This is a genomic window from Petrotoga mobilis SJ95, from assembly GCF_000018605.1.
GTDB lineage: Bacteria > Thermotogota > Thermotogae > Petrotogales > Petrotogaceae > Petrotoga > Petrotoga mobilis.
In genome coordinates this window covers 723737-745854 of sequence record NC_010003.1, presented here as the reverse complement: position 1 = coordinate 745854, position 22118 = coordinate 723737, and the positions used below count along the sequence as shown (strand labels likewise).

Sequence of the window (22118 nt, the reverse complement as noted above, 5' to 3'; positions counted from 1 at the left end):
TATAGTTCATTCATCAGGCAGTAATCTCATAAAAACCGGGGGTAGGACTTATGAGGCGTTTTGGTAAATCAATCAAACTTGACTCTACAATAGTCAAATATTATTTTATAATTATACTTTACGAAAGTATTGATAAATTATTCGGGACTGTCTATGTTGCTCATATGGGGATAAGGGGATTAACTTCATTTCAAATTGGCCAGGTATTAGCGATTGCTTCAATAGCATTAAGTATATTTGACTATCCAACTGGAAACATTGCTGATAGATACGGTCGGAAAAGATCTTTAGTGTTAGGATTTTTTATATGGTCCATAGGTTTACTGGTATTCTTCCAAGCAAATAATCTATTTACTTTTATCTTGAGTATTTTACTATGGGCGGTCGGCGTTTCATTGATTAGTGGTACTCCAGGAGCTTGGTTTGTAGATGAAATTACTAAAGAGGGTCGAGCGCATTTAAAAGCGAAAGTGTTTCCGAATGCAAATGCAATTTCACTAATATTCGGTGCTATTGTGGCTTTATTGTCCTCTGCTCTTGCAATTGGTCGTCCGGATTTTCCCTTATTGGTTGCTGGTATAATGGCACTTGGGACATCGATCATACTTATTTTCATTTTAAATGAAAATTACGGAGATAGGGCAATTTCATTTAGAAAAGCCCTTGCTCGAAACACAATTGATATTTTTAAAAGTACGACAATGAGATTAATTTTGATTTACTCTATGTCAGGAAGAATTGCATTTCAGACCTTTGTAATGATATGGCAATTATATATGGTCAAAGAGCTTAAATTGCCTACTGCATACTTAGGTTTCACAATGGCCATTTTTCTTGTAGTTTTAGCCATCGGAAATAGTTTAGCAGGCATACTTCTAAAGCGTTTTGAAGGTGTGAAAGTATCAATAATGGGGCAAGGTTTAATTGCAATAGGTTCTATTACAATTGCTTCTCACACTTCAATTGTTGCTTTCTACATAGGAGCCTGTTTAATCGAATTGGGATTGGGCATAGATATGAGTGCTAGTTCAGTATGGGTTCATGATTTTATTCCAAGTGAGAGAAGAGCATCTTATATTTCAGCTATTTCTGCTGCTGGATCCTTGTTTGGTTTCACTATCCCTTTGGTAAGTGGTTATATTGCGGATCAAATAGGTTTTCGCTACAATTGGTTGTTAGCCTTTATAGGAAGCATTATTACTATTACTCTATTAATCAAAATTGGTACAAAAATAAGAACTGTGAGAGAAGTGATTGAGAATGTTGAGGAATCAAATTAGTGAAATTAATGCTTGTTTTCATAAGGTATTATCAGGAGGTTAAAAGGGATGAATCAAAAAAAGTTAGACCAAGAAAAATCCATGAAAAAATTTATGATAATTTGGATAGGGCAATTCGTCTCTATTTTAGGTTCTGGTTTGACAACTTTTGGGTTATCTGTCTGGGTTTTAGAAGCAACTGGAAGTGCAATGACTTTTACTATGACTGTTTTAATGCGGATTTTACCAGGGATAATCTTTGCACCGATCGCAGGAACAGTCGCTGATAGGAAAAACAGGAAAAATATAATTATATTCACAGACGCATTTGACGCACTTTTAAAAATGTTTATGATCATATTGCTTATATCGGAGCAAATGAAACTATGGATGATTTTTCCTATTAACTTCATATCTGCAATATTTGGGACGTTTCAAAGTCCTGCATTCACTGCCTCTATTCCAGAAATTGTTCCTAAGAAAAACCTTGGTAGGGCAAATGGAATGATGCAATTAATCCCATCCATTCAAAATATAATAGCACCTGTAGTAGCAGGAGCTCTATACCCTTTAATTGATTTATCAGGTTTATTAACAATCGATTTTATAACCTTTTTCGTAGCAATAGGAACGGTTGTATCACAAAAAATCCCACAGCCTGTTATCAAAGATAAAAGGGTAAATATGGGTAATATAATCAATGATTTTAAATATGCCCTTACATATTTAAAAGGGAAACAAGGTTTTTTCTCACTCATAGCAGTATTTGCCCTGTTAAACTTTATAGCTAATTTAAGTTTTGTACTTGTTGGACCAATAATAATGGGCAATTATAATTCAGTAATTTATGGGATGGTAAACTCCTTATCAGGAGTAGCATTAGTTTTAGGAGGGTTAGTTGCAAGTACTATACCAACTAGTAAAAATAGGGTAAAGGCGATATTTATCAGCCTCATACTATCAGGTATAGGTTTGTGTGTGATGGGTGTATCGCCTCTTTGGTATATAATTGGTGTGGGATTTTTCATATTTATGTTGCCTGTTCCATTCACAAATGCGACATTGGGTACGATAATGCAGGTCAAAATTGAAGGTAAAGTTTTGGGGAGAGTGGGTGCTGTGATAGATGGACTTTTGAAAATTATAACTCCAGTTGCAATTGTATTATCAGGTGTTTTGGCAGAAAAAGTATTCAATCCACTTCTTATCGATGGAGGTACATTATCGAATACTTGGATTGGCTCTTTAATAGGTGTTGGGAAAAACAGGGGGATAGGACTTATGTTCATTCTATCTGGTTTGATTTTAATTGTCGTTTGTGTTTTAATGCTATTTAATAAAGTAGTAATGAACCTAGAAGAAAATAATCCAGATGCAGTTTTAGATTAACAAAAAGTGAGCCCAATTTTTTACCGAAAATAGGGGTTAATGAATCTGGAGTGAAAGTTATATCTTAATTAATTGTCATTCAAATAAGGAATTGGTTTGAAGGTATTTATGTCTATGAGATAACCAATCTTTTTTACGGACATCTAATGTGAGTCTTTTCAATTAAAAATTATTGCAAATTTCCACAAACTCTTCTCTCTCTTCCCCTTCAAAAACATAAAAAGAAATAGCAGAAGGTTTCCTTTTCAACGTATACTTTTTCACGAATGGATCAATCTCTTTTGGTACTTTCGGTGTGAATTCTTTGGGGATATCCTTCAAATCATAGTACCTACCGTAATTCATTATGAACTTTTCTACTGTCTTTTTTTGTTTTGTATCAAGTCCAATGTAATTTTCAATGAACTCTTTTAAATTCTTTTTATTTAAGTCTTTCATGAATCTTTTTACAAGGATTTTCCTTGCTGAATAGTAAGGATGTTCTTTAAAAGTTATATCTTTGTTTGTGAATGTTTTTAGTCTTTGGTTGTTTGTAAGTAATGAATCAACATCTATCTTTGGAGTTTCTTCAAATATTGAGTTTATTAACTCTCTTGTGTAATAATCACATCTTTCTTTGATTAAACTTCCACTTTCTATCTCTTTAATCACCTTTTCTAATTTAACCTCTTGCTTATAATAATGAACAAGATACGAAGTAAAAAATTCAGAAAGTTGGTTTTCTACCTTTAACTTTATAAATTTGTAAAAGTTTTCTTCAAACTTTTTGTCTATATCTTTCTTTTTTAACTCTTTTACTATTGGAATAGCAAGAGAGGTGTTTATTTCAAACTCAAGGTTGTTTATTATCTTTCTCAATGTATTTGGCTTTATTTGCTTTGTTTTTCCAAACAAGAAATCATTCAACGTTCTTTTTGAGATATTTAGTTCTTTAATAGGAACTTGCCCTTTTTCTATTTCTTGCTTTATAAAATTTCTTAACGTCTTTGTGTTTAAGTAATAACTGTTATCTAAGTTAAAAACACAGTATTTTAACTGATTGATACTTTCTCCACATTGTCTTTTTAAAATGTTGCATCTTTCTTTATCAACCTTTGATAAACACTTTGAGAAAATAAACGCTGTTTCATATATCATTGGATCGTTGTTTTCTTTTTGTACTTGAAAGATAGTATCAAGTGAATTGAAAATTTTGCAATTATCATCGTCAAAGTAATAACCAAGGTAAAATCCTAATGGAATGCTAAAGTTTAAAGCGATACTTTTATCTACATCTTTTAACCACCAACTTATATTGTTTAAAGCTTGTACTATCCCAGATGGATGAGGAACATCTTTCAATATCTTAAATGCTTCAATGTTTAACTGAGTCGCTTCTTCATATTTTCCTTCATTCTTTTTCTCTCTTGCATCAGCCATGAGGATAAACCCTTTATCAAAAGGATTGTTTTCGTATTCTTCACTCCAATATCTAACCTTTTCCATACTTTCATTGGATTCATAATACATTTCTCGTATGTTTCTTAAAGTTTCTATAACGAGTCCTCTAAGATACCTTGGAAGTTTAGAGAACCCGTTTCTTAACTCATCGAAAGTTTCTTTAATTTCTTTCTCCTTTGAAAGTTTAACCAATACATCCATCTTTTCCGCTAAAAGTAAATAATTAATGCTTCTTTTTTTAGATAACGTTATTGCATTTTCTACCTTTTCAAGTGCTTCTTCATATTTTGCAGCCCATTTTAATTTTAATACATCAATGTAATTAATAACATCTTCATGTTGTTTTATTGATTCATTTTTCAAATACTCACCCATATAATTTAAAAACGGTTTTGAAAACTGACCAAAGTTGAGTATTTCTACAATATCTTTTATATTCATCTCTAATTCCCCCCCAACCGATATATAATCTTTTAGTTACTGAATCGGCACCTAAAAGTTACTTAGGATTGCTTTTCCTATAATGTTAACGTCTTGTAGAAACAGCGTATTTTTTATTACAAAGATTATTATATCATAACCTTTATTATTCTTGACATAAAGCAAAAGTAGGAGAAGATGAAATGTAAAAAACGAGAAGTTGTAACATTTATTTTTAAAAATTCAAAAATAACAATCCTTTGTTTATGCGCATTTTAGAAGTTGACAAAACACTTGAAAACCATATGGAAAAGAGTATTATAAATAGTGAAGGGAGGTTTATCTTAAATTATGTGGGGGGCTCAAAAATGAAAAAGGTGCTTGTTATAGTAATCATGATGGTGATGTTTTCATTAGGAATAATTACTTTTGGAGGAGATGATAAGGACGCTGTTAAAACAAATATGTTGGAAACTGGAGCTATGATGAATATTATTAAAGAAAGTTGGTAAGTATGTATTTTAAACTTTATGATTACCTGTTTTAATCATTCTATTATTCTTGGAAGTATAGTTACCAGATCTTAGTTTCTGATTGAACCCTTTTGATTAGCATTTACCTTTGAAAAATAGTCTTGCTTTTGACCTAATCAAAGATATATACTAGTTGAACTAGATAATATGTTAAATCAGAAAGCACATTTTTAATGTAACAACCCAAAGTTTTGTAGAAGGTAGAGGATTTTCATTCTCAAGATGAGTCATATCTTAAAAAATTAAAAAGGAATAAAAACAAAAGAAAAAACCATTTTAAAACCAAGAAAGAATGCGTTTCGCAATTTAATTATTATACAAGGGGGTGAATTAATATGGCAGAAATTGATGTTGATCCTGAAGGAATAGGTTGTTTAGCATGTGCGGGTTGCTTATTTCCATGTCTTATATGCGTCGCTGATGGCCCTATTCCAGTTGCTGATTCTGTAGGACTTACGGCCGGAGCTAAAGCTATTTTTGCCGCTGGAGTTGCTGCTTAATTTAGATTTTAGAGCATATATATTATGTAAGAGCTAATTGGTAAAAAGTCAAGGGGTAAAAAGGAAAAAGATTGCCAAGTCAAACCAGCGAACTTAGCCAAAGAATTGTTAGAATTGAAAAAAGTAACAGAACCTATCTCAGCTAAGATACCCGCAGCGATAACAGGACCGATACCAGGAATAGAAATAAGACAGATATACTCATTAGGATTAAGTCCTTTGATAGTTTTCTCAATAGCCTTATCAACTAATTTAATCTCGTTCTCCAAAGCTTTAATAACGTTAAGAGAAGAGGAAATAGCGATATTCAAAGGTTCATACAACACCTCATCCAAACGATAGGAGTTATTCGCTATAAACTTTCTCACGACTCATCAATTGAACCAAATGGAACCTATGGCGAGTAAGTCTTTTCAAAGCTAAGAACTGAGAACCACGCCAAGGAGAAGAAGAAATCTTGCCACATCTAGCGAAATCGGCGATAACGTAAGCATCCAAAGGATCGGTTTTATCCATATCGACAAAAGACTTTCTATGATTAGAAATAGTCTTAGGATTAAGACAATAAACAAAAGGGTAAAAGAAACAGTGAAAGAGGTATCCTAATCTTGGCAGCTGACTGAAACCTCGTGATTGGCATCCATCTTTGAAAAATAGTCTTGCTGTTGACCTAATCAAAGAGATGCAGTAATTGAAGTAGGCAGCAATGACAGCCAAGTCAGGAAGCACGCTTTTTCAGGCAACAACCCAAAGGGTTTTGCAAGGAGAATCTAGAATCTTCCTTCACTAGATGAGTCGTATCTTAATTCTAGCATTTGGATACCTCTTTTCAAAGAAGAATAAAAAAATTAAAAGAATAAAAAACAAAAGAAAAAGGCTATCTTAGAACCAAGGAAAAATGTGTTTCTCAATTTACTATTATACGAGGGGGTGAATAGTATGAAAGAAATGAATCCGGACGGTGTTGGATGCTGGATTGTTTGTGGGTCAGGATGTTTAGCTGTATGTCTTATATGTATTGCAGATGGCCCAGTACCTATTGCTGATGTTGCAGGCTCAACCTCTGGTAGTAAAACTAGTTTAGCTTCAGCTTCTTTTATTTAATAAAATTCTACTCTTATGATTAGTTAAATGAACAGTCAATTGAGTAAGTAAATAAATAAGAGAAGGTGAGTATAATCAAAATACTTTCCTTCTCTCTCTCCAAAGTCAGTTTATCTAAAAGGAGGCCCAAGAAACATGAATGTGAAAAATACTCAATTTGTGAAATTTGTTTTTAATTACATAAAACCAAAAATAAAATTATTTATTATATCATTTCTTTTTTTAATTGGCTTATCGTTAATTTCTCTTTTGCCTCCCTATGTTACCAAGTTAGCTTTTGATGAAGGAATAATGATGAAAAACTTGAGTATTCTGACAAAATACGTTTTAATGCTTGTTGTAATTTATATTTTAAAAAGCACATTTAATTATTTAAGTTCGGCACTTTTCACCATAGTTAGTCAGAACACTTTATTAGAAATAAAAAAAGATTTGACAAATCACATTATAAAATTACCATTAGAATTTTTTTCGAACAGTGAAAGTGGTTACATTGTTTCAAGATTTGGAGAAGTTGATTCTTTAAGTCCATTATTTTCTATGCAAAGTTTCAAGTTGATTCTGAGCATTTTTGAATTCATAGGAGCAATGATAATCATGTTTTTAATGAACGTTAAGTTAACTCTAATTTTAGTCTTAATAATACCTGTATTCTATTTAATCACAAAAACCTTTGAAAATGCTTTTGGTAAACTCACAAGTCAAACAATGGAAAAAGCAGCTACATTTCATGGTAAATTTCAGCAGTCAGTAAGTGGAGTTGAAGAAATCAAGAGAATGAATTTAGAAGATAAAGAAACTGAAAAGATAAACAAAATCAATAAAGATTATGTAAAATCTTCGATAAAATACAGTATCCTATTATCGGTTGGCTCCGAAGTTATTATTCTTCTTTCTTCAATTGTAAGTGTTCTTCTTCTCTATATAGGTGGAAAAGGTGTCCTCCAAGAAAGTTTATCAATAGGAACTTATATGGCATTTGTCGGATATTTTGGAAAATTATATGCCCCAGTAATCAATTGGAATTTAAGTATGTTTACTTTCAAACCAGCTTTTGTAGCTCTTGATAGAATCAAGAATTTCTTCTTAAAGTATCCTCAAGAGAGTGAAACATCCGATAAAATAAAAATAAACGAAATAAATATGATTGAAATGAAAAATGTGACATTTAGCTATCCTGATGGGAAAGAAACTGTTTTAAATAATTTTAATTTAAAAGCAAAAAGAGGGGATAAATTACTTTTGAAAGGACCCAATGGTAGTGGAAAGTCTACAATCATAAGATTGATATTAGGTTTATATGACAATTATGACGGTGAAATTTTAATAAATTCTATAGACTTGAAAAAACTTTCAAAAAGATCTTTAAGAAGTAGAATATCAATAGTTTCACAGAAGATATTCTTATTCAACGATACCATAGAGAACAATATAAAAATAGCAGGGGACGTAAGTGAGGAAAAATACGAGACAGCACTAAAAAAATCTGGGTTAAAGCAGTTTGTAGATAACCTTCCTTTAAAGGATAAGACCTTAGTAGGGGAAAATGGGATAAAGCTTTCTGGAGGAGAAATACAAAAAGTAGCAATAGCGCGAGCACTTATAAAATCAGATTCTTCCGATTTATTTATCTTTGATGAAGCGGCTGCACATTTAGATAAAGAAACAAAAGAGTTAATTAAATCGTTTATAGATACAGAATTATGTGAAAAAATATGCATAATAATAGACCACTCCGACTATTTTACTGATATATGCAATAGAACGATAAATTTGATGTTAAAGTCAAACAATTGGAGTGAACAAAATGTCTAATTTTCTAAGATTTCAGATTAATGAAAAAAACTTATATATCTATGATAATGATTCAGGTTTAATTTTTAATATTGATGAGTCTCTATTAAATATAATTAGTGGAGAAAGAAAAAGTGAATCTTTAGAAAGGGATATCTTCCATGATTATAATATGCAATACTATGATTCCTTTCTCAAAAAGTATGATAATACTTGCAAATCAATCAGCTACAAGGGTAAGAAAAAACTTACTATAGAAGATATTAAAAATCATATTGAAAATTTTGGAATGAAACAACTAATATTTGAGATAACCGAGCAATGTAATCTACGTTGCAAATATTGCATATATTCAGATAAATATCCATATCATCGTAATTATAGTAAGAAAATAATGACATTTGAGATTGCAAAGAAAGCGATAGACCTATATATGTACTATTTCATAAAAGTGTTTCAATATAATCCTAAAAAAAGGCCTACTTTTACTTTCTATGGTGGAGAACCATTGCTTGAATTTAAGTTAATTACAAAGATAGTAGAGTACGTAATAAAAAAATATAACTTCTATGATCCCATGTTTAATATAACGACTAATGGCACATTACTATCAAGTGAGGTGATTCGATATATAGCAAAAGTAAAGGATTTCTATGTGTCGATAAGTTTAGATGGTCCAAAAGAAGAACATGATAGAAATAGAGTTTTCAGTGAAAATAAAGGAAGTTTTGATCAGATATTTAACAATCTGATGAAGATTAGAGAATTATATCCCACGCTGTGGAAGAATCTTAATCTCCTTGCTTGTTATGACTTTGGCACCAATATTTATAAGGCGGAGGAATTTTTTGAAAATGTAGATCTCCCTTCGCTTATAAGAGTAAGCATGGTTGAGCCTTTATTCTCTTCTTATTATAAGCGTTTCAGTTTACAAGAAAAAAATAATTTTATAAAAACATATTTTTGTAAGAAGAAACAATACATTGAAAATATAAAATCTGGTGAAAAGACTTCCCGTTATTCTGATTTACTATTTGGAACTTCCCTTTTTTCACTCTACAATAGATTTAAATTTTATTGTAATAATACTTTTTTTACTTCATTTACAGGAACTTGTATACCTGGAGATAAAATATATGTAGACACTGAAGGGAGAATTCATATATGTGAAAAAATAAATAGTCATTTTTCTATAGGCAATATATATTCAGGATTAGATTTAAACAAAATATTGCGGCTGATGAAAAAATATGATGAAGAAATTTTAACAAAATGTGGGAACTGTCCTATAAGCAGAGTATGCGGAGGATGTTATGCAACCTTTGCCACAAAAAGACTCTTTGAGAGACCAGAAGTTTTTTGTGAAAGCAGGATAAAATCTACTACAGAAGATTTAAAAGACTTGACAGAAATTCTTATACATAATCCAACATATTTTAGAAATAAATATCAAAAATAACAATATAAATTTTATTAATTTTATTTTTAATAATACAAAGAATTATTTTTATTATTAAATATTTTATTATATAACTTCTTGAAATCAAAGTGATTTATTCATAGGAGGTTAATCATATGAAATGGTATATTAGTTTAGGATATGGTGTAAAATTTGTTCATAATAATGATAGAGGGGTAATTCAAGATTTTCCAAACTCTAAAATATTTATTGTAGAAAAAGAATATTTAGAAATGCTAAAAAAGCATTGAACGGGTTAGACCTTAATAATATGGAAACCATATATAAAGAAAAATGGAAGGAAACATTAAACTTTTTAATGCTTAACAAACTCATAAGATTTACAAGAGAGCCTTATATTAAATATTTTCACGACGAATGGACTGCAGGAACTTCTATACCAATTGAATCTGACAGTATATCAGAAATAAAAGCGATGTATATAAATTTAGTTTCTAGTTGCTCTCTTGATTGTAATGCATGCGAAAAAACAAGACTTTTTCCATGTATTAGTTGTGTAAAAACCCCAGATAGTTATAGACCTAATTATTTACTGAACGAAAATACAATTATTAAATTTATGATTGAATTAACTAATCATGGATGCAATCAGATTTTTCTCACTGGAGGAGATCCATTAACGGAATTTGATAAGTTAATTGGATTTATGGATATTGCAACAAAATTTGATCTTAACTTTTTTCTCATTACAAATGGAATGCTATTAGACAAAAATAAAATTTCTGTTTTAAAAAAATATAAATTACAAATTTTATTTCAAATAATTGAAGATAATGTTGAATATAATCGTGAAATTGAAAATAGAGTAATTCTTTTAAAGGAATATAACTTACCTTTTCGATTGGTTCTTAATGTTCCAAATAAATTTATATTAGACGAAAAAAATATAAGAAAGGAGAATATTATTCAAAATTATCCACACGAAGATCTCATAAATCCTTTTAAAAACAATCTTATGAGACCAACTATGAACATTTCTTTTATGAAACAGAATAAATGTCTCCAATTCAAAATGTATATGTCTCAAGAAGGAGATATATATCCTTGTATAGCTTTTTATAAACGATCTAAATACAATCTCGGATCACTTAAAAATAGAAAACTGTCTCACTTTATAGTTGAACTGGAAAAAATCTGGGAGGATAAATCATTACAAAATCAATTTTGTAATGATTGCATTCTTAATGAATATTGCATGTCTTGTATAGTTTTAAAAGAACAGTTTAACAATCTTGTTAAATGCAATATGAGAATACATTAAAAATAAAAAGGTAAGTTATGACGGACTTTATTTAACAAAGACAGTAGGAATTAATTGGAACCATGTTAGAAGAGATTGAGAATGCTTATTGGGATTTGTTAGTTTTAAAAAACTTATTTTATTTTGTAATAATATATAATTGTTATGATAAATCACCACTAAAACATAATCCAAAATTACTTAATCTATTTGGTTTATATGAAAAAAGAGTACTTCGAGAAATTACCAAGATGTCAACAAAAATAGCATTATTTGATATCCATATTAATATTTTAAAAAATTACCATTTTTTGTTAAAGATGTTTTAGCTGTTATACCATACTATCAGACTCACAAACAGAAGAAGAGATATTTGAAGAATTAAAAGAATACGATATGACGTTAATAATAATATCCCACAGGTTATCGACGATAAGAAAAGCAGATAAGGTTGCACTTACTAAATGAAAAGTGTACCAAAAATAAGAGTCGGCTAAACGAAAAGTGTACCACCCTATCACACAAATCCTGTATAATAAATTTGGTCAAAAAAGATTGTACAGGAGGAAAGAAAGGTGATAGAGATGGTACAATACAATTATATAAGATTTTTGTATTTTAACAAACACAAAAGTCAAAGAGCGATAGCAAAAGAAATGGGGATACACAGAGCGACGGTTAAAAGAGCTATTAAGAACCCAGAACAGAAGTATCATATGAACGTTGATAGAGATAAACCAGTAAACGGTGATTTTGAAAAACGTATCAAACATTTGTTGGAGTACAATTCAAAGCAACCCAAGAACCAAAAGTTAACCAAAAGACGTATATACGAACTCATCTGTGAAGAAGGATACAAAGGAAGTTATTCTTCCTTCACCTATCAAGTAAGGAAGATAGAAGAGAAACTTGATATCAATCAAAAAGAAGGTTTTTTGAAATTAGTGCCACTAAGAGGTAGTATGCAGGTAGACTTTGGTGAAGTTTACGTGATGCAAGATAAGATGCCAAGAAAGATACACGTATTCTGTGCGAAGTTATGCTACAGCAAGGTGGAGTTTGTTAAAGCTTATCCAGGAGAGTCTACAGAGTTTTTCTTTGATGGATTAACATCGGCGTTTGATTTTTTTGGTGGAATTCCAAAAAAGATAATCTTTGACAATTTAAAACCTGCGGTGAAGGAAGTACTAAAAGGGAAAGAAAGGGTACTACAAGAAGAGTTTGTCAAATTCCAATCCTTCTACTGTTTTGAATCTGAGTTCTGTGGTCCAGCTAAAGGCAATGAAAAAGGGATGGTAGAAAACCTTGTTAAATACGTTGAAAACAACTACTTCTTACCGAGAATTGAGTTCAAAAGTTTTGATATACTCAATTTGGAATTAAAGGAAAAATGTTATCAAAGGCTCAAAAAAGGAAGGTATGAAGGGGAAAGCTGGGAAAAGAGAATCCTTGATGAAGATTTTCTTCCTCTCAAAGAAAGATACGTATTTGCAAGGATAAAGGAAGCAAAGGTAGACACATACCAACTGATTCATTTGGAAAAGAACAGATACTCTGTACCAACAAATTACGTTGGTAAAAAGGTTGAAGTTCACATCTACCCGTTCAAGGTAAAGGTAATCTACAAAGGAGAAGTTATAGCAGAACACGAAAGGATGTTTGGTAAAAACAAAGAAAGTTTAAACCCATACCATTTTCTACCTTTACTAAGAAAAAAGGCAAGGGCATACGAACAAGCTAAAGTCATCCAAGATTGGGGATTACCTCAGATATATGAAAAGTACCATAAGATGCTGCAAGCTCATCTTCGTTCTGATTCAAAAGGAACAAGGGAATTCATAGACATACTAAAATTAACCCAACAATACACCGTTGAAGTTGTAGCAAAGGTACTAAATGAATTGGATGAAAAGAACCGTTACAGTTACCAAGAAGTGTTAAGCGTACTAAGGTATCAAACCCAACACAAACCCAAAACAGGACTGTTATCGAAAGAAAAGCTAAAATCCCTTGATGTAGACAAACACACCACCACTTACATGCCTCTAAGTACTTACAATGAACTACTTCGAAAAGTGGGGTGTGAAAATGAAAGATGAACTAAGAGAACAGCTAAAATATTGTCGACTAGCTGGTATATTAGAACGGTATGAGGATACACTACAAGAGGCAAAAAGAAATGATTGGGACAACGAAAAATTTTTTGAAACTTTGATTCAATGTGAAGTTCTATCAAGGGGAAACAACAGATTTCAAAGGTTGTTACGCCAAGCGAAGTTTCCTAATCTAAAGACGATAGACCAATTTGATTTCAGTCAAGCACCTTACCTATCAAAGAAGGAAATACTGGAACTCAGTCAATGTAAATTCATCGAAGAAAAGACAAATCTTTTGTTCTTAGGATCACCAGGTGCAGGAAAAACACACATAAGTATATCGATAGGAATACAAGCATGTAAGAAAGGGAAAACAGTAAGTTTTTTCACAGCAGCCAATCTTGGGAACATCTTAGTTGAAATGCAAGAAGAACGACAACTAACAAAGTTCCAAAAAAAGTTGAGCAAAGTAGATTTACTGATAATTGATGAACTAGGATACGTGCAGTTATCCGACCAAGTTACACAACTCATGTTCCAAATATTCTCTGAAAGGTATGAAAAAGGATCTATCTTGGTAAACAGTAACCTTGAATTTGCAGAATGGGCTAAAATATTTCACGATGAAAGGATGACAGCAGCGATTATCGACAGGTTAATCCACAACAGTAAGATAATACTATTCAACGGAGAAAGCTATCGTTACAGGAACCAAAGACGAGAAATTAAGGGAAACTGATAAATATTCGATTTTTCTCTTTTCATATGAAAAGAGAGAGAAAAGAACTTCTTCTTTCTATATGGTACATAATTAGGTTAGCAGGGTGGTACAGTATTCGGTTAGCCATAGCATAAGGTAGTAGTATTAAAAGATGGAGAAATAATAGGAGAAGGAACACACAACGAATTAATAGAAAGTTCTCCTGTTTACAAAGAGATCATCAAAAGGCAGTTGATTGTGTGAAAAGAAGATTATAAAAAATTTGAAAACTGAGATAGCATTTCTAACTGATATAGATATTTATTAATGAGCAATAGGCGATCTCTAACAAGACCTTTATTTATCATTCTAAATTTCATTCCTTTCAAGAATTATTTTTTTATTATTATTATTTTTCTAATGCTTCTTTTCTGTATAGATCCAAAATGTATTTGAAATCTGTAGCTCGTCTTAATATTACCATTTCATATTCATCTTTAAACTTTTCTGATACATAATATACACATATTCCTTTTACAGCTTCAACTTGAAATACAGAATGAGTTTCTTGCAAAAAAACAAGGTCTAACTTGTATGGCTTAAAAATCTCTTCAAAATCATTATATACAGCAGAATATAATTTGTACACATGTTTAACCTTTTCCAATTCAAATAAAAAAACTACTCCTACATCTATATCAGTAAGAGGATCACCTATTTTGACATCATCTGAATCGCTACTTAATAATTTAAAGGCTTTATCTTTTTGTGAGCCAAAAAGATAAACCAAGCCAATTTTATATTTTTTACAAAGAGACTCTAACAATTCATATTTATTAATATTCATATTTTCACCTGCCGTATCTTTTCCATATATATTTTAACATAAATTAGTCAACAAAAATTAAGACCTATTTTTCAAATCATCTCGAAATTAATTTTTCTCTTGCGCTCAAGCAAACACTTCCAAAGTTTCAACAATCTTCCCTCTTTCTTCACCTTCAAAAACATAGAAAGAAGTTGCTGATAGCCTTCTTTTTAAAGTGTACTTCTTCACAAATACATTAATTTCTTTTGGTACTTTTGGCCTTAATTCTTTTGGTATATTTCTTATTTCATAATACCTTCCATAGTTCATTATGAACTTTTCTATTATCTCTTTTTGATTTGAATCAAGTTTTATATATTTTTCAATGAACTCTTGTAAGTATGTTTTATTTAAATCTTTCATGAATCTTTTTACAAGGATTTTCCTTGCTGAATAAAAAGGATGCTCTTTGAAGGTTATATCTTTGTTTGTGAATGTTTTTAGTCTTTGGTTGTTTTTAAGTAATGAATCAACACCTATCTTTGGAGTTTTTTCAAATATTGAGTTTATTAACTCTCTTGTGTAGTAATCACATCTTTCTTTGATTAAACTTTCACTTTCTATCTCTTTAATCACCTTTTCTAATTTAACCTCTTGCCTGTGATAATGAACAAGATACGAAGTAAAAAATTCAGAAAGTTGGTTTTCTACCTTTAACTTTATAAATTTGTAAAAGTTTTCTTCAAACTTTTTGTCTATATCTTTCTTTTTTAACTCTTTTACTATTGGAATAGCAAGAGAGGTGTTTATTTCAAACTCAAGGTTGTTTATTATCTTTCTCAATGTATTTGGCTTTATTTGCTTTGTTTTTCCAAACAAGAAATCATTCAACGTTCTTTTTGAGATATTTAGTTCTTTAATAGGAACTTGCCCTTTTTCTATTTCTTGCTTTATAAAATTTCTTAACGTCTTTGTGTTTAAGTAATAACTGTTATCTAAGTTAAAAACACAGTATTTTAACTGATTGATACTTTCTCCACATTGTCTTTTTAAAATGTTGCATCTTTCTTTATCAACCTTTGATAAACACTTTGAGAAAATAAACGCTGTTTCATATATCATTGGATCGTTGTTTTCTTTTTGTACTTGAAAGATAGTATCAAGTGAATTGAAAATTTTGCAATTATCATCGTCAAAGTAATAACCAAGGTAAAATCCCAATCCTAAGCTAAAGTTTAAAGCGATACTTTTATCTACATCTTTTAACCACCAACTTATGTTATTTAATGATCCTACTATTCCAGATGGATGAGGAACATCTTTCAATGCCTTAAATGCTTCAATATTTAACTGAGTCGCTTCTTCATATCTTCCTTCATTCTTTTTCTCTCTTGCATCAGCCATGAGGATAAATCCTTTATCAACAGGATTGTTTTCGTATTCTTCACTCCAATATCTAATCTTTTTCATACTTTCATTGGATTCATAATACAATTCTCGTATGTTTCTTAAAGATTGTACAACAAGTCCTCTAACATATTGAGGAATATCACCGAAGTTGTCTCTTAATTCAACATAAATATCTTTAACTCCCTGCTCTCTTTTTAATCTATGCAAAGCTGACAGTTTAATAGATAAAAGTACATAATACAAGCTACCTTTTCGTAGTTTTGAAATGTCTTTTTCTATTTTTTCGATGACTTCATCATAATTGATATCCCAATATAATTTCAATATTTCTATGTACTCATTTGTTTCATCATTTAAAGAAGTTGATTCAAGATAATTCATCAATGGTCTTCCAAACTGTCCATAAGTTGACAACCTGGTAACTAATTCTAAAAGCATTTGAATTATCTCCTTATGAATATATATGCTTTTGTTTCACAATTGTCATTTAAAAATAACATAATATTTACTTTGTTTTCAATGTTAACGAGCCGATATTCATTCACTTTTCTCTTTTTAATCAATTATATCATAACTATCATCAAAAAAGAGAAAGCGAAAACAGAGTATAAAACATGATAAAAAAAATCTTAATTAAAGTTTACATAAGCTTTTTTAAGGCAATCTCTGAAAATACGTTTCAATCTATATTTGAGGCCAATAAAAAAATCGCTTGTTTATCATATGGATAAATGTATGATAAAAATAGTGAATGGTCTTTTGAGTTTGTAAGAGAAAAGTGTTTCTCAATTTACTATTATACGAGGGGTGATAAAAAATGAAAAAGTTCGTTGTTATTTTATTGACAGTGGTATTGCTATCAGGGGGAGTTTTTGTTTTTGGTGGGGATGATGAAGGAATCGCAAGTTTCGAATCATTAAATCCTGGAGAAATTGTAAGCTATATTGAAGAAAGTTGGTAAATGTGCATTTTAAACTTTTAAAGAGTATTGGAAAAGAAGAACAAAAAGTAGGGGAGAAAGAATAAAATAGAACTATAAAATAAAATTGGAGGGGGAGAAAAAAGATGATAAATTTTGAAACAAAATCAGGTAATGAATATGTTTATTGCAGTGAAAGTGGAGTTATATATCCAAAAAAAGTTTATAATCGCCGCTTTAACGCAATTAAGGAGTTCGAGAAAAATTTAATCAATGAAAGAAAAAAGAATTATACAGAAAAAAATACTTCAGAAGAGCTACGAACTAATGTTTTAAGATATGGGTTGCAGGAGCTTCTATTGGAAGTAACTCAAAACTGTAACCTTCAATGCAGATATTGTATTTACTCTGAAGTATATCCAATGTATCGCAACAACACACTAAGAGCTATGAATGAAGACATAGCTATTAAAGCAATTGATTTATATTTTTCTTTGTTAAGAGAAGGTATTTCTTACAATCCTTATCGAGAGCCAACAATAGGATTTTATGGAGGAGAGCCCCTATTAAATTTTGAGTTGATCAAAAAATGTATCAAGTATGTAAAGATTAAATATAAAGAATTTAATCCCCACTTTACTATAACAACAAATGGTACTTTGTTATCTTCAAAGATCGCTTCTTTTCTAGTTCAAAACAATTGTTCGTTAATTGTGAGTTTGGATGGCCCTAAAGAAGAACACGATCGAAATAGAATTTTTCCCAATGGGAAAGGCTCACATGATATTATTATGAAGAGATTGAATAATCTAAAAAAGTTTTATCCGGACTTACCTGTGTTCTCCATTGCTGTTTATGACTGGAAAACTGATTTTGATAAAGTTAATGAATTTTTTGCCCGGAAGGATGTTCCATCGCTAATCAAAGCAAATCTTGTTGACGCGAAGGGAACTTACTATGAACAATTTAATAAAGAGGATTTTGAGACTTTTAAGGAAAAAATTAAAAAGATGGAATATTATAATGCAGAAGTATTATCCACTAATGAGAAAAATAATCTCTCGTTGTATAGTCACTATTTTTCCGGGCAGGTTGTGGAAAGTTATGGTAGATATATTGGAAAATATAGAAACAATTATATCCCTTATACAGGTGCTTGCATGCCAGGATTTAAAATGTTTGTTGACTGTGACGGAATAATTCATGTTTGTGAAAAAGTGGCAGGAGAGTTATCTATTATAGGAGAAGTAAAAAATGGATTAGATTATAGCAAAATAGAAAAGATTATAAAAAGGTTTCGTGCAGCAACTTTTTTTTGTGAATCTTGTGATATCGAAAATCTATGCACAATGTGTTATGTTTTTTTCATTAAAGGTGATAAGATGGAGCATCCTCATCATATATGTGAAAATATGAAAAAGGAGATGTTGTCTTTATTCCCATATCTATGGACCATTGCAGAAAAGGATAACAAAGTTTTTTCTCACATAAGTGACAATTTTTTTAATTTAGAAAGCAAAATAGGGAGGGAGTTACTATAATGTTTTTTAGACTTAATCCTGAGGCACGAATGGTATTAGGTGTAAAGAAGGGCATAATTTACGATTTTTTTATTAATGATACCTATTCGATAAAAGGTGAAGAGGGAGCTGTGTTAAGGCTCGCAGAGGAAAATATCGATTCAAAAGGGATCTCTAAAAAATTGGATATTTCTGAAGAATTCATTATGGATATATTTAAAAAATTGAACAAGAGAGAATTAGGAGAATTTTATGAAAAACCCCCTTTTATCGAACCTTTGCATACTAATTATCCTTTTTCTAATAAAACTTTTTTTAAACAACCACCCATTTGTACTAAGCTTTTTGTAGAATTGAATAATAGTTGTGATAGTCAACAATGTGCTTACTGTGGCAACGAAAAATTAAATCGCCTTTTCTCATGTATGGGGTGTAATGTATGGAAAGAAAGTAAAATGGAAATATTGCCTGTAGAATCATATGTGAGTATATTGGATCAAGCAATTAAGCTTAATTTTCGGGAAATTATTTTGACAGGTGGTAATGTATTTAAAGATCTTGATAAATTGGCAACTCTTTTGAAGTATCTCGAAAAAGTGAATTTTTCTAATGTCATATTAATTTTGCATGAAAAGCACTTTAAAGAAGACTATATAGCTTTCTTAAATCAGTTCAAAACTATTAATATTGCACTAAATTTTGATATCCCAATAAATGAAAAAGCATCAGAGAAAATTTCAAAAATCATACATAATTTAAGCCAAAATATTTTTTTAATAGGTATTATTAATTTATCAAAATTTGGTAGCAAAGAAGAGTTAATGGAAAAGGTAAATTGTGAATATAAAAAAATAGCTGTTAAAAATAAAAAAAATAAGGTTGGATGGCAAGTTGATTTTTCTTCTTCTAATTTTTGCAAAGATTACCTCAAAGTGCCTATCTTTGGGAAAAGCAGGCTTTTAAGTCCGAATGTATTCCTTTATGAGTGGTGTCAAGAGTTTAACCCATGCTTAGGAGGAATGTTAAATGTTGCTAGCAATGGAGATGTCTATGTTTGCAGAGTAATTAAAGAAAAACCAGTAGGAAATATATTGCAAGAAGGGAGCCTTTCCCAGGTAATCCGATCTAAGAAGAATGAAATTGAAAATTTTTGGCATCTAACCAAGGATAATATCAAAAAGTGCAGGGATTGTGAATTCAGATATCTATGCAATGATTGTAGAGCTATAGAAAAAGATTTCCTTCAAACTTCCCTGTGTACTTATGATCCTTATAAAGGTAGGTGGTTTGATGATTTTTCTCAAAAACGTTGAAAAAAAGTTTGGAAAAACAAAGGTTTTAGATAACATCTCATTCAACATGCAAGAAGGGGATGTTATTGCTTATGTAGGACCAAACGGAGCTGGAAAAACGACAACTATAAAACTTATACTTGGACTTCTGAAACCTTCTACTGGTGAAGTAAAAGTTTTCAGTGAAAATCCTTATTCAAGTTTGAACGCTCGAAAGAAGATCGATTTTGTATTGGATCATCCAGGGGTAGATGACGATCTAACAGCTTATGAAAATCTTAAATTCTATTCAATGTTATATCATGCAAAAGTTAATAATATAGACAACATTCTTAAAAAGGTTGAGCTTTACGGAGTTAGAAATAAACTTGTTAAAACATTTTCAAGGGGTATGAAGCAAAGGTTAACTATTGCACGCTTATTCCTAAGAGAGCCAAAAGCCATAATAATGGATGAACCAACAAGTGGGTTAGATGTAGATGGAAAACTTCTGGTAAGGGACCTTATCAAAGAGCTTACTTTAACTAAAATCCCGATGTTGATAAGTTCTCATGACCTATACGAGCTTCAGCAAATATGTAATAAGGTTATTCTTATTTTCAATGGAAAGATTGTGAAAATGGATTCAATAGAAAATATTTTAAAAAGTGGGAGTGAAGATTACCAGATAATTATAAACGATGAAGCACCAAATTCATTATTAACATCCTTAGAGATGTATGGTTTTACTTCTTATGACTCTAAAGAAAAAAGGATTTTCATAAGACTTATGGCAGGGAAGATATCTGAAGTTATAAATGTTATTTCTAAAGAAAATATAGAAATAAAAAGTATAGACAAAGTACAAACATCTCTTGAAGATGTTTATAGAAAGGAGAAAAAAAGAGATGTTTAAAGCTATATTTTGGCGTGAATTTAAACGTTATATTAGAAAATTTAAACAGACTCCTAATTTAAATAAGATCTTTCGTGTTATTTATATAGTTATTTTTTTCCTCTTTTCTATATTATTGAGCTTATTAGATGATTCAACCCCGTGGAATGGATTATTCTTTTTTCTAATCAGTTCTACTCTATTTGTGGCAAGTTCTGCAACTAATTTCAAAGAAGATTGGAATAGAGAAATGTTTGATTACATTTTAGCTATGCCAATAAGTCCTAATGGTTATGTATTATCAGTTAGTCTTTTCGGAGCTTTAATGACAACTTTTTTTGTTATTCCAACTTCACTAGTACTTGCTTTAATCATGTTGTTTATTTTTAAAGGATCTTTTACTCTAATTGTTTTTTTCTACATTTTATTAATACCATTTGTGCTAGGTTTTCTCATTGCTTTGAGTAATTCTACTTACCTACTTTTCTCATTAAAAGTTCAATGGGTCTACGGGATAATATATTTGATATTCTTTTTTGTGTCTATTATCATACTTCCTTTTTTACAGCTTATCAGACAAATAGACATTTCGTGGATTCATTTTACTTCGGTTTCCATTTCAATTTTTTTTATGATAGACATCCTAATTGTAGTGTTTTTGGATAAAGAAAAAGCGGTGATTAAACAATGAAATATATATTTTGGTTAGAGATTAAATCATTAAATAAAACACTTTGGTTTGTTGTTATAACAATTTCTATTGTTATATATATATTACTTTTCATCTCAAAATATATCGGTTTGTCTTTTTTAAATTACCTTCCCATACTTTTAATTGTAACAGTACCCTTGTTTATTCAATCAGATAGATTTAGAAGAATAGACAAATCAAAAGGGTTAATAGACTATTTTTTAGTTATTTCAAGTGCAAGGGCAATTTTGTTGATCAGAGGATTAACGGGGGGATTAATTGGAACGATTATTCTTCTTCTTTCACTACCGGCGATAATCATAATAGGAGGATGGAGTTATCTTTTATTTGCTATTGCCGCTGTCGTATGGACTACTGCCTATATTTTAGTTGAAGGTTATAGTATCTGGTATAGATCTGATAAATTTTCTTCTATATTCACTATTGCTATCATGTTTGGAGTAATAATTGCAATAAATGTTCCTCAATTAGATTTTTTAGTTTTCACTGTTTTATTCATTAGTTTTGTAATTTCAGGAATATTAGCCTTATTTTATGCAGAAAAAGATAAGGAGAAGATTTTGAGTTAAAACAAGGTGCATTTTCAATGTGAAATGAGATAACACTAATTTTTTCTGAAAGGAGGTGA

General features: G+C 30.4%; 22 protein-coding genes and 1 pseudogene. 18 read left to right on the top strand and 5 right to left on the bottom strand.

What is annotated here, in order from left to right; all coding sequences use genetic code 11:
* Positions 1–50: 50 nt before the first annotated feature.
* Together PMOB_RS03575 and PMOB_RS03570 are read left to right on the top strand one after the other, a co-directional pair.
* On the top strand, positions 51–1280 hold the full coding sequence (locus tag PMOB_RS03575) for an MFS transporter (protein ID WP_012208521.1): 1230 nt from the start codon (positions 51–53) through the stop codon (positions 1278–1280).
* A gap of 48 nt (positions 1281–1328) precedes the next feature.
* A complete protein-coding gene (locus tag PMOB_RS03570; RefSeq protein ID WP_012208520.1) occupies positions 1329–2648 on the top strand; it encodes an MFS transporter in 1320 nt (439 codons plus the stop codon).
* A 162-nt stretch (positions 2649–2810) separates the two neighbouring features.
* On the opposite strand, the gene PMOB_RS03565 is transcribed toward PMOB_RS03570, so the two are convergent.
* Complete coding sequence (locus tag PMOB_RS03565; RefSeq protein WP_012208519.1) at positions 2811–4529, bottom strand: hypothetical protein; 1719 nt, start codon at positions 4527–4529, stop codon at positions 2811–2813.
* Between the two features lie 347 nt (positions 4530–4876).
* On the opposite strand from PMOB_RS03565, the gene PMOB_RS10550 reads away from it, so the two are divergent.
* Positions 4877–5020, top strand: coding sequence for a hypothetical protein (locus PMOB_RS10550; protein WP_155811045.1), 144 nt, complete (start codon positions 4877–4879; stop codon positions 5018–5020).
* Positions 5021–5376: 356 nt separating this feature from the next.
* A complete protein-coding gene (locus PMOB_RS10790; protein WP_158245403.1) occupies positions 5377–5541 on the top strand; it encodes a huazacin family RiPP peptide in 165 nt (54 codons plus the stop codon).
* 8 nt (positions 5542–5549) lie between these two features.
* Here PMOB_RS10790 and PMOB_RS10410 read toward each other — a convergent pair whose 3' ends face one another.
* Entirely contained in the window at positions 5550–5909 is a 360-nt protein-coding gene (locus PMOB_RS10410; protein ID WP_121959183.1) for a transposase, read from the bottom strand.
* Complete coding sequence (locus tag PMOB_RS10905; protein ID WP_231282479.1) at positions 5887–6057, bottom strand: IS110 family transposase; 171 nt, start codon at positions 6055–6057, stop codon at positions 5887–5889. Before PMOB_RS10905 ends, PMOB_RS10410 begins: the two co-directional genes overlap by 23 nt.
* A 423-nt stretch (positions 6058–6480) precedes the next feature.
* Between PMOB_RS10905 and PMOB_RS10785 the strand changes: the two genes are divergently transcribed.
* The 8 genes and pseudogenes from PMOB_RS10785 to istB all read left to right on the top strand — a co-directional run bounded on the left by PMOB_RS10785 (position 6481) and on the right by istB (position 13994).
* Entirely contained in the window at positions 6481–6645 is a 165-nt protein-coding gene (locus PMOB_RS10785) for a huazacin family RiPP peptide (RefSeq protein WP_158245402.1), read from the top strand.
* A 135-nt stretch (positions 6646–6780) separates the two neighbouring features.
* Positions 6781–8460, top strand: a complete 1680-nt coding sequence (locus PMOB_RS03555; protein ID WP_012208517.1) for an ABC transporter ATP-binding protein — start codon at positions 6781–6783, stop codon at positions 8458–8460.
* Entirely contained in the window at positions 8453–9898 is a 1446-nt protein-coding gene (locus PMOB_RS03550) for a radical SAM/SPASM domain-containing protein (RefSeq protein ID WP_012208516.1), read from the top strand. Before PMOB_RS03555 ends, PMOB_RS03550 begins: the two co-directional genes overlap by 8 nt.
* Positions 9899–10014: 116 nt before the next feature.
* Positions 10015–10149: a hypothetical protein gene (locus PMOB_RS11010; RefSeq protein WP_269207890.1), complete on the top strand. Its 135-nt coding sequence runs from the start codon at positions 10015–10017 to the stop codon at positions 10147–10149.
* 20 nt (positions 10150–10169) lie between these two features.
* Positions 10170–11180 (top strand): radical SAM/SPASM domain-containing protein, encoded by a 1011-nt coding sequence (locus PMOB_RS03545; RefSeq protein WP_155811044.1) that lies wholly within the window; start codon positions 10170–10172, stop codon positions 11178–11180.
* Between the two features lie 327 nt (positions 11181–11507).
* Positions 11508–11618, top strand: a pseudogene (locus tag PMOB_RS11150) (ABC transporter ATP-binding protein); the annotation flags it as partial.
* Positions 11619–11743: 125 nt separating this feature from the next.
* A complete protein-coding gene (istA, locus tag PMOB_RS03535) occupies positions 11744–13258 on the top strand; it encodes an IS21 family transposase (protein ID WP_012208514.1) in 1515 nt (504 codons plus the stop codon).
* Positions 13248–13994, top strand: a complete 747-nt coding sequence (gene istB, locus PMOB_RS03530) for an IS21-like element helper ATPase IstB (RefSeq protein ID WP_012208513.1) — start codon at positions 13248–13250, stop codon at positions 13992–13994. The genes istA and istB overlap by 11 nt, the downstream gene beginning before the upstream one ends.
* Positions 13995–14364: 370 nt before the next feature.
* Here istB and PMOB_RS03525 read toward each other — a convergent pair whose 3' ends face one another.
* Both PMOB_RS03525 and PMOB_RS03520 read right to left on the bottom strand, forming a co-directional pair.
* A complete protein-coding gene (locus PMOB_RS03525; protein WP_012208512.1) occupies positions 14365–14802 on the bottom strand; it encodes a nucleotidyltransferase domain-containing protein in 438 nt (145 codons plus the stop codon).
* Positions 14803–14907: 105 nt separating this feature from the next.
* Entirely contained in the window at positions 14908–16611 is a 1704-nt protein-coding gene (locus tag PMOB_RS03520; protein WP_012208511.1) for a hypothetical protein, read from the bottom strand.
* A 379-nt stretch (positions 16612–16990) separates the two neighbouring features.
* Here PMOB_RS03520 and PMOB_RS10540 point away from each other — a divergent pair, with 379 nt between their 5' ends.
* The 6 genes from PMOB_RS10540 (at position 16991) to PMOB_RS03495 (ending at position 22059) form a co-directional block, all read left to right on the top strand.
* Positions 16991–17134, top strand: coding sequence for a hypothetical protein (locus PMOB_RS10540; RefSeq protein ID WP_155811043.1), 144 nt, complete (start codon positions 16991–16993; stop codon positions 17132–17134).
* 104 nt (positions 17135–17238) lie between these two features.
* Positions 17239–18633 (top strand): radical SAM protein, encoded by a 1395-nt coding sequence (locus PMOB_RS03515; protein ID WP_012208510.1) that lies wholly within the window; start codon positions 17239–17241, stop codon positions 18631–18633.
* 161 nt (positions 18634–18794) lie between these two features.
* Positions 18795–19925, top strand: a complete 1131-nt coding sequence (locus PMOB_RS03510; protein ID WP_169926304.1) for an SPASM domain-containing protein — start codon at positions 18795–18797, stop codon at positions 19923–19925.
* Positions 19903–20799 (top strand): ABC transporter ATP-binding protein, encoded by an 897-nt coding sequence (locus PMOB_RS03505; RefSeq protein ID WP_012208508.1) that lies wholly within the window; start codon positions 19903–19905, stop codon positions 20797–20799. Before PMOB_RS03510 ends, PMOB_RS03505 begins: the two co-directional genes overlap by 23 nt.
* Positions 20792–21469, top strand: coding sequence for a hypothetical protein (locus PMOB_RS03500; RefSeq protein ID WP_012208507.1), 678 nt, complete (start codon positions 20792–20794; stop codon positions 21467–21469). Before PMOB_RS03505 ends, PMOB_RS03500 begins: the two co-directional genes overlap by 8 nt.
* Positions 21466–22059, top strand: a complete 594-nt coding sequence (locus tag PMOB_RS03495) for a hypothetical protein (RefSeq protein ID WP_012208506.1) — start codon at positions 21466–21468, stop codon at positions 22057–22059. The genes PMOB_RS03500 and PMOB_RS03495 overlap by 4 nt, the downstream gene beginning before the upstream one ends.
* Positions 22060–22118 lie beyond the last annotated feature (59 nt).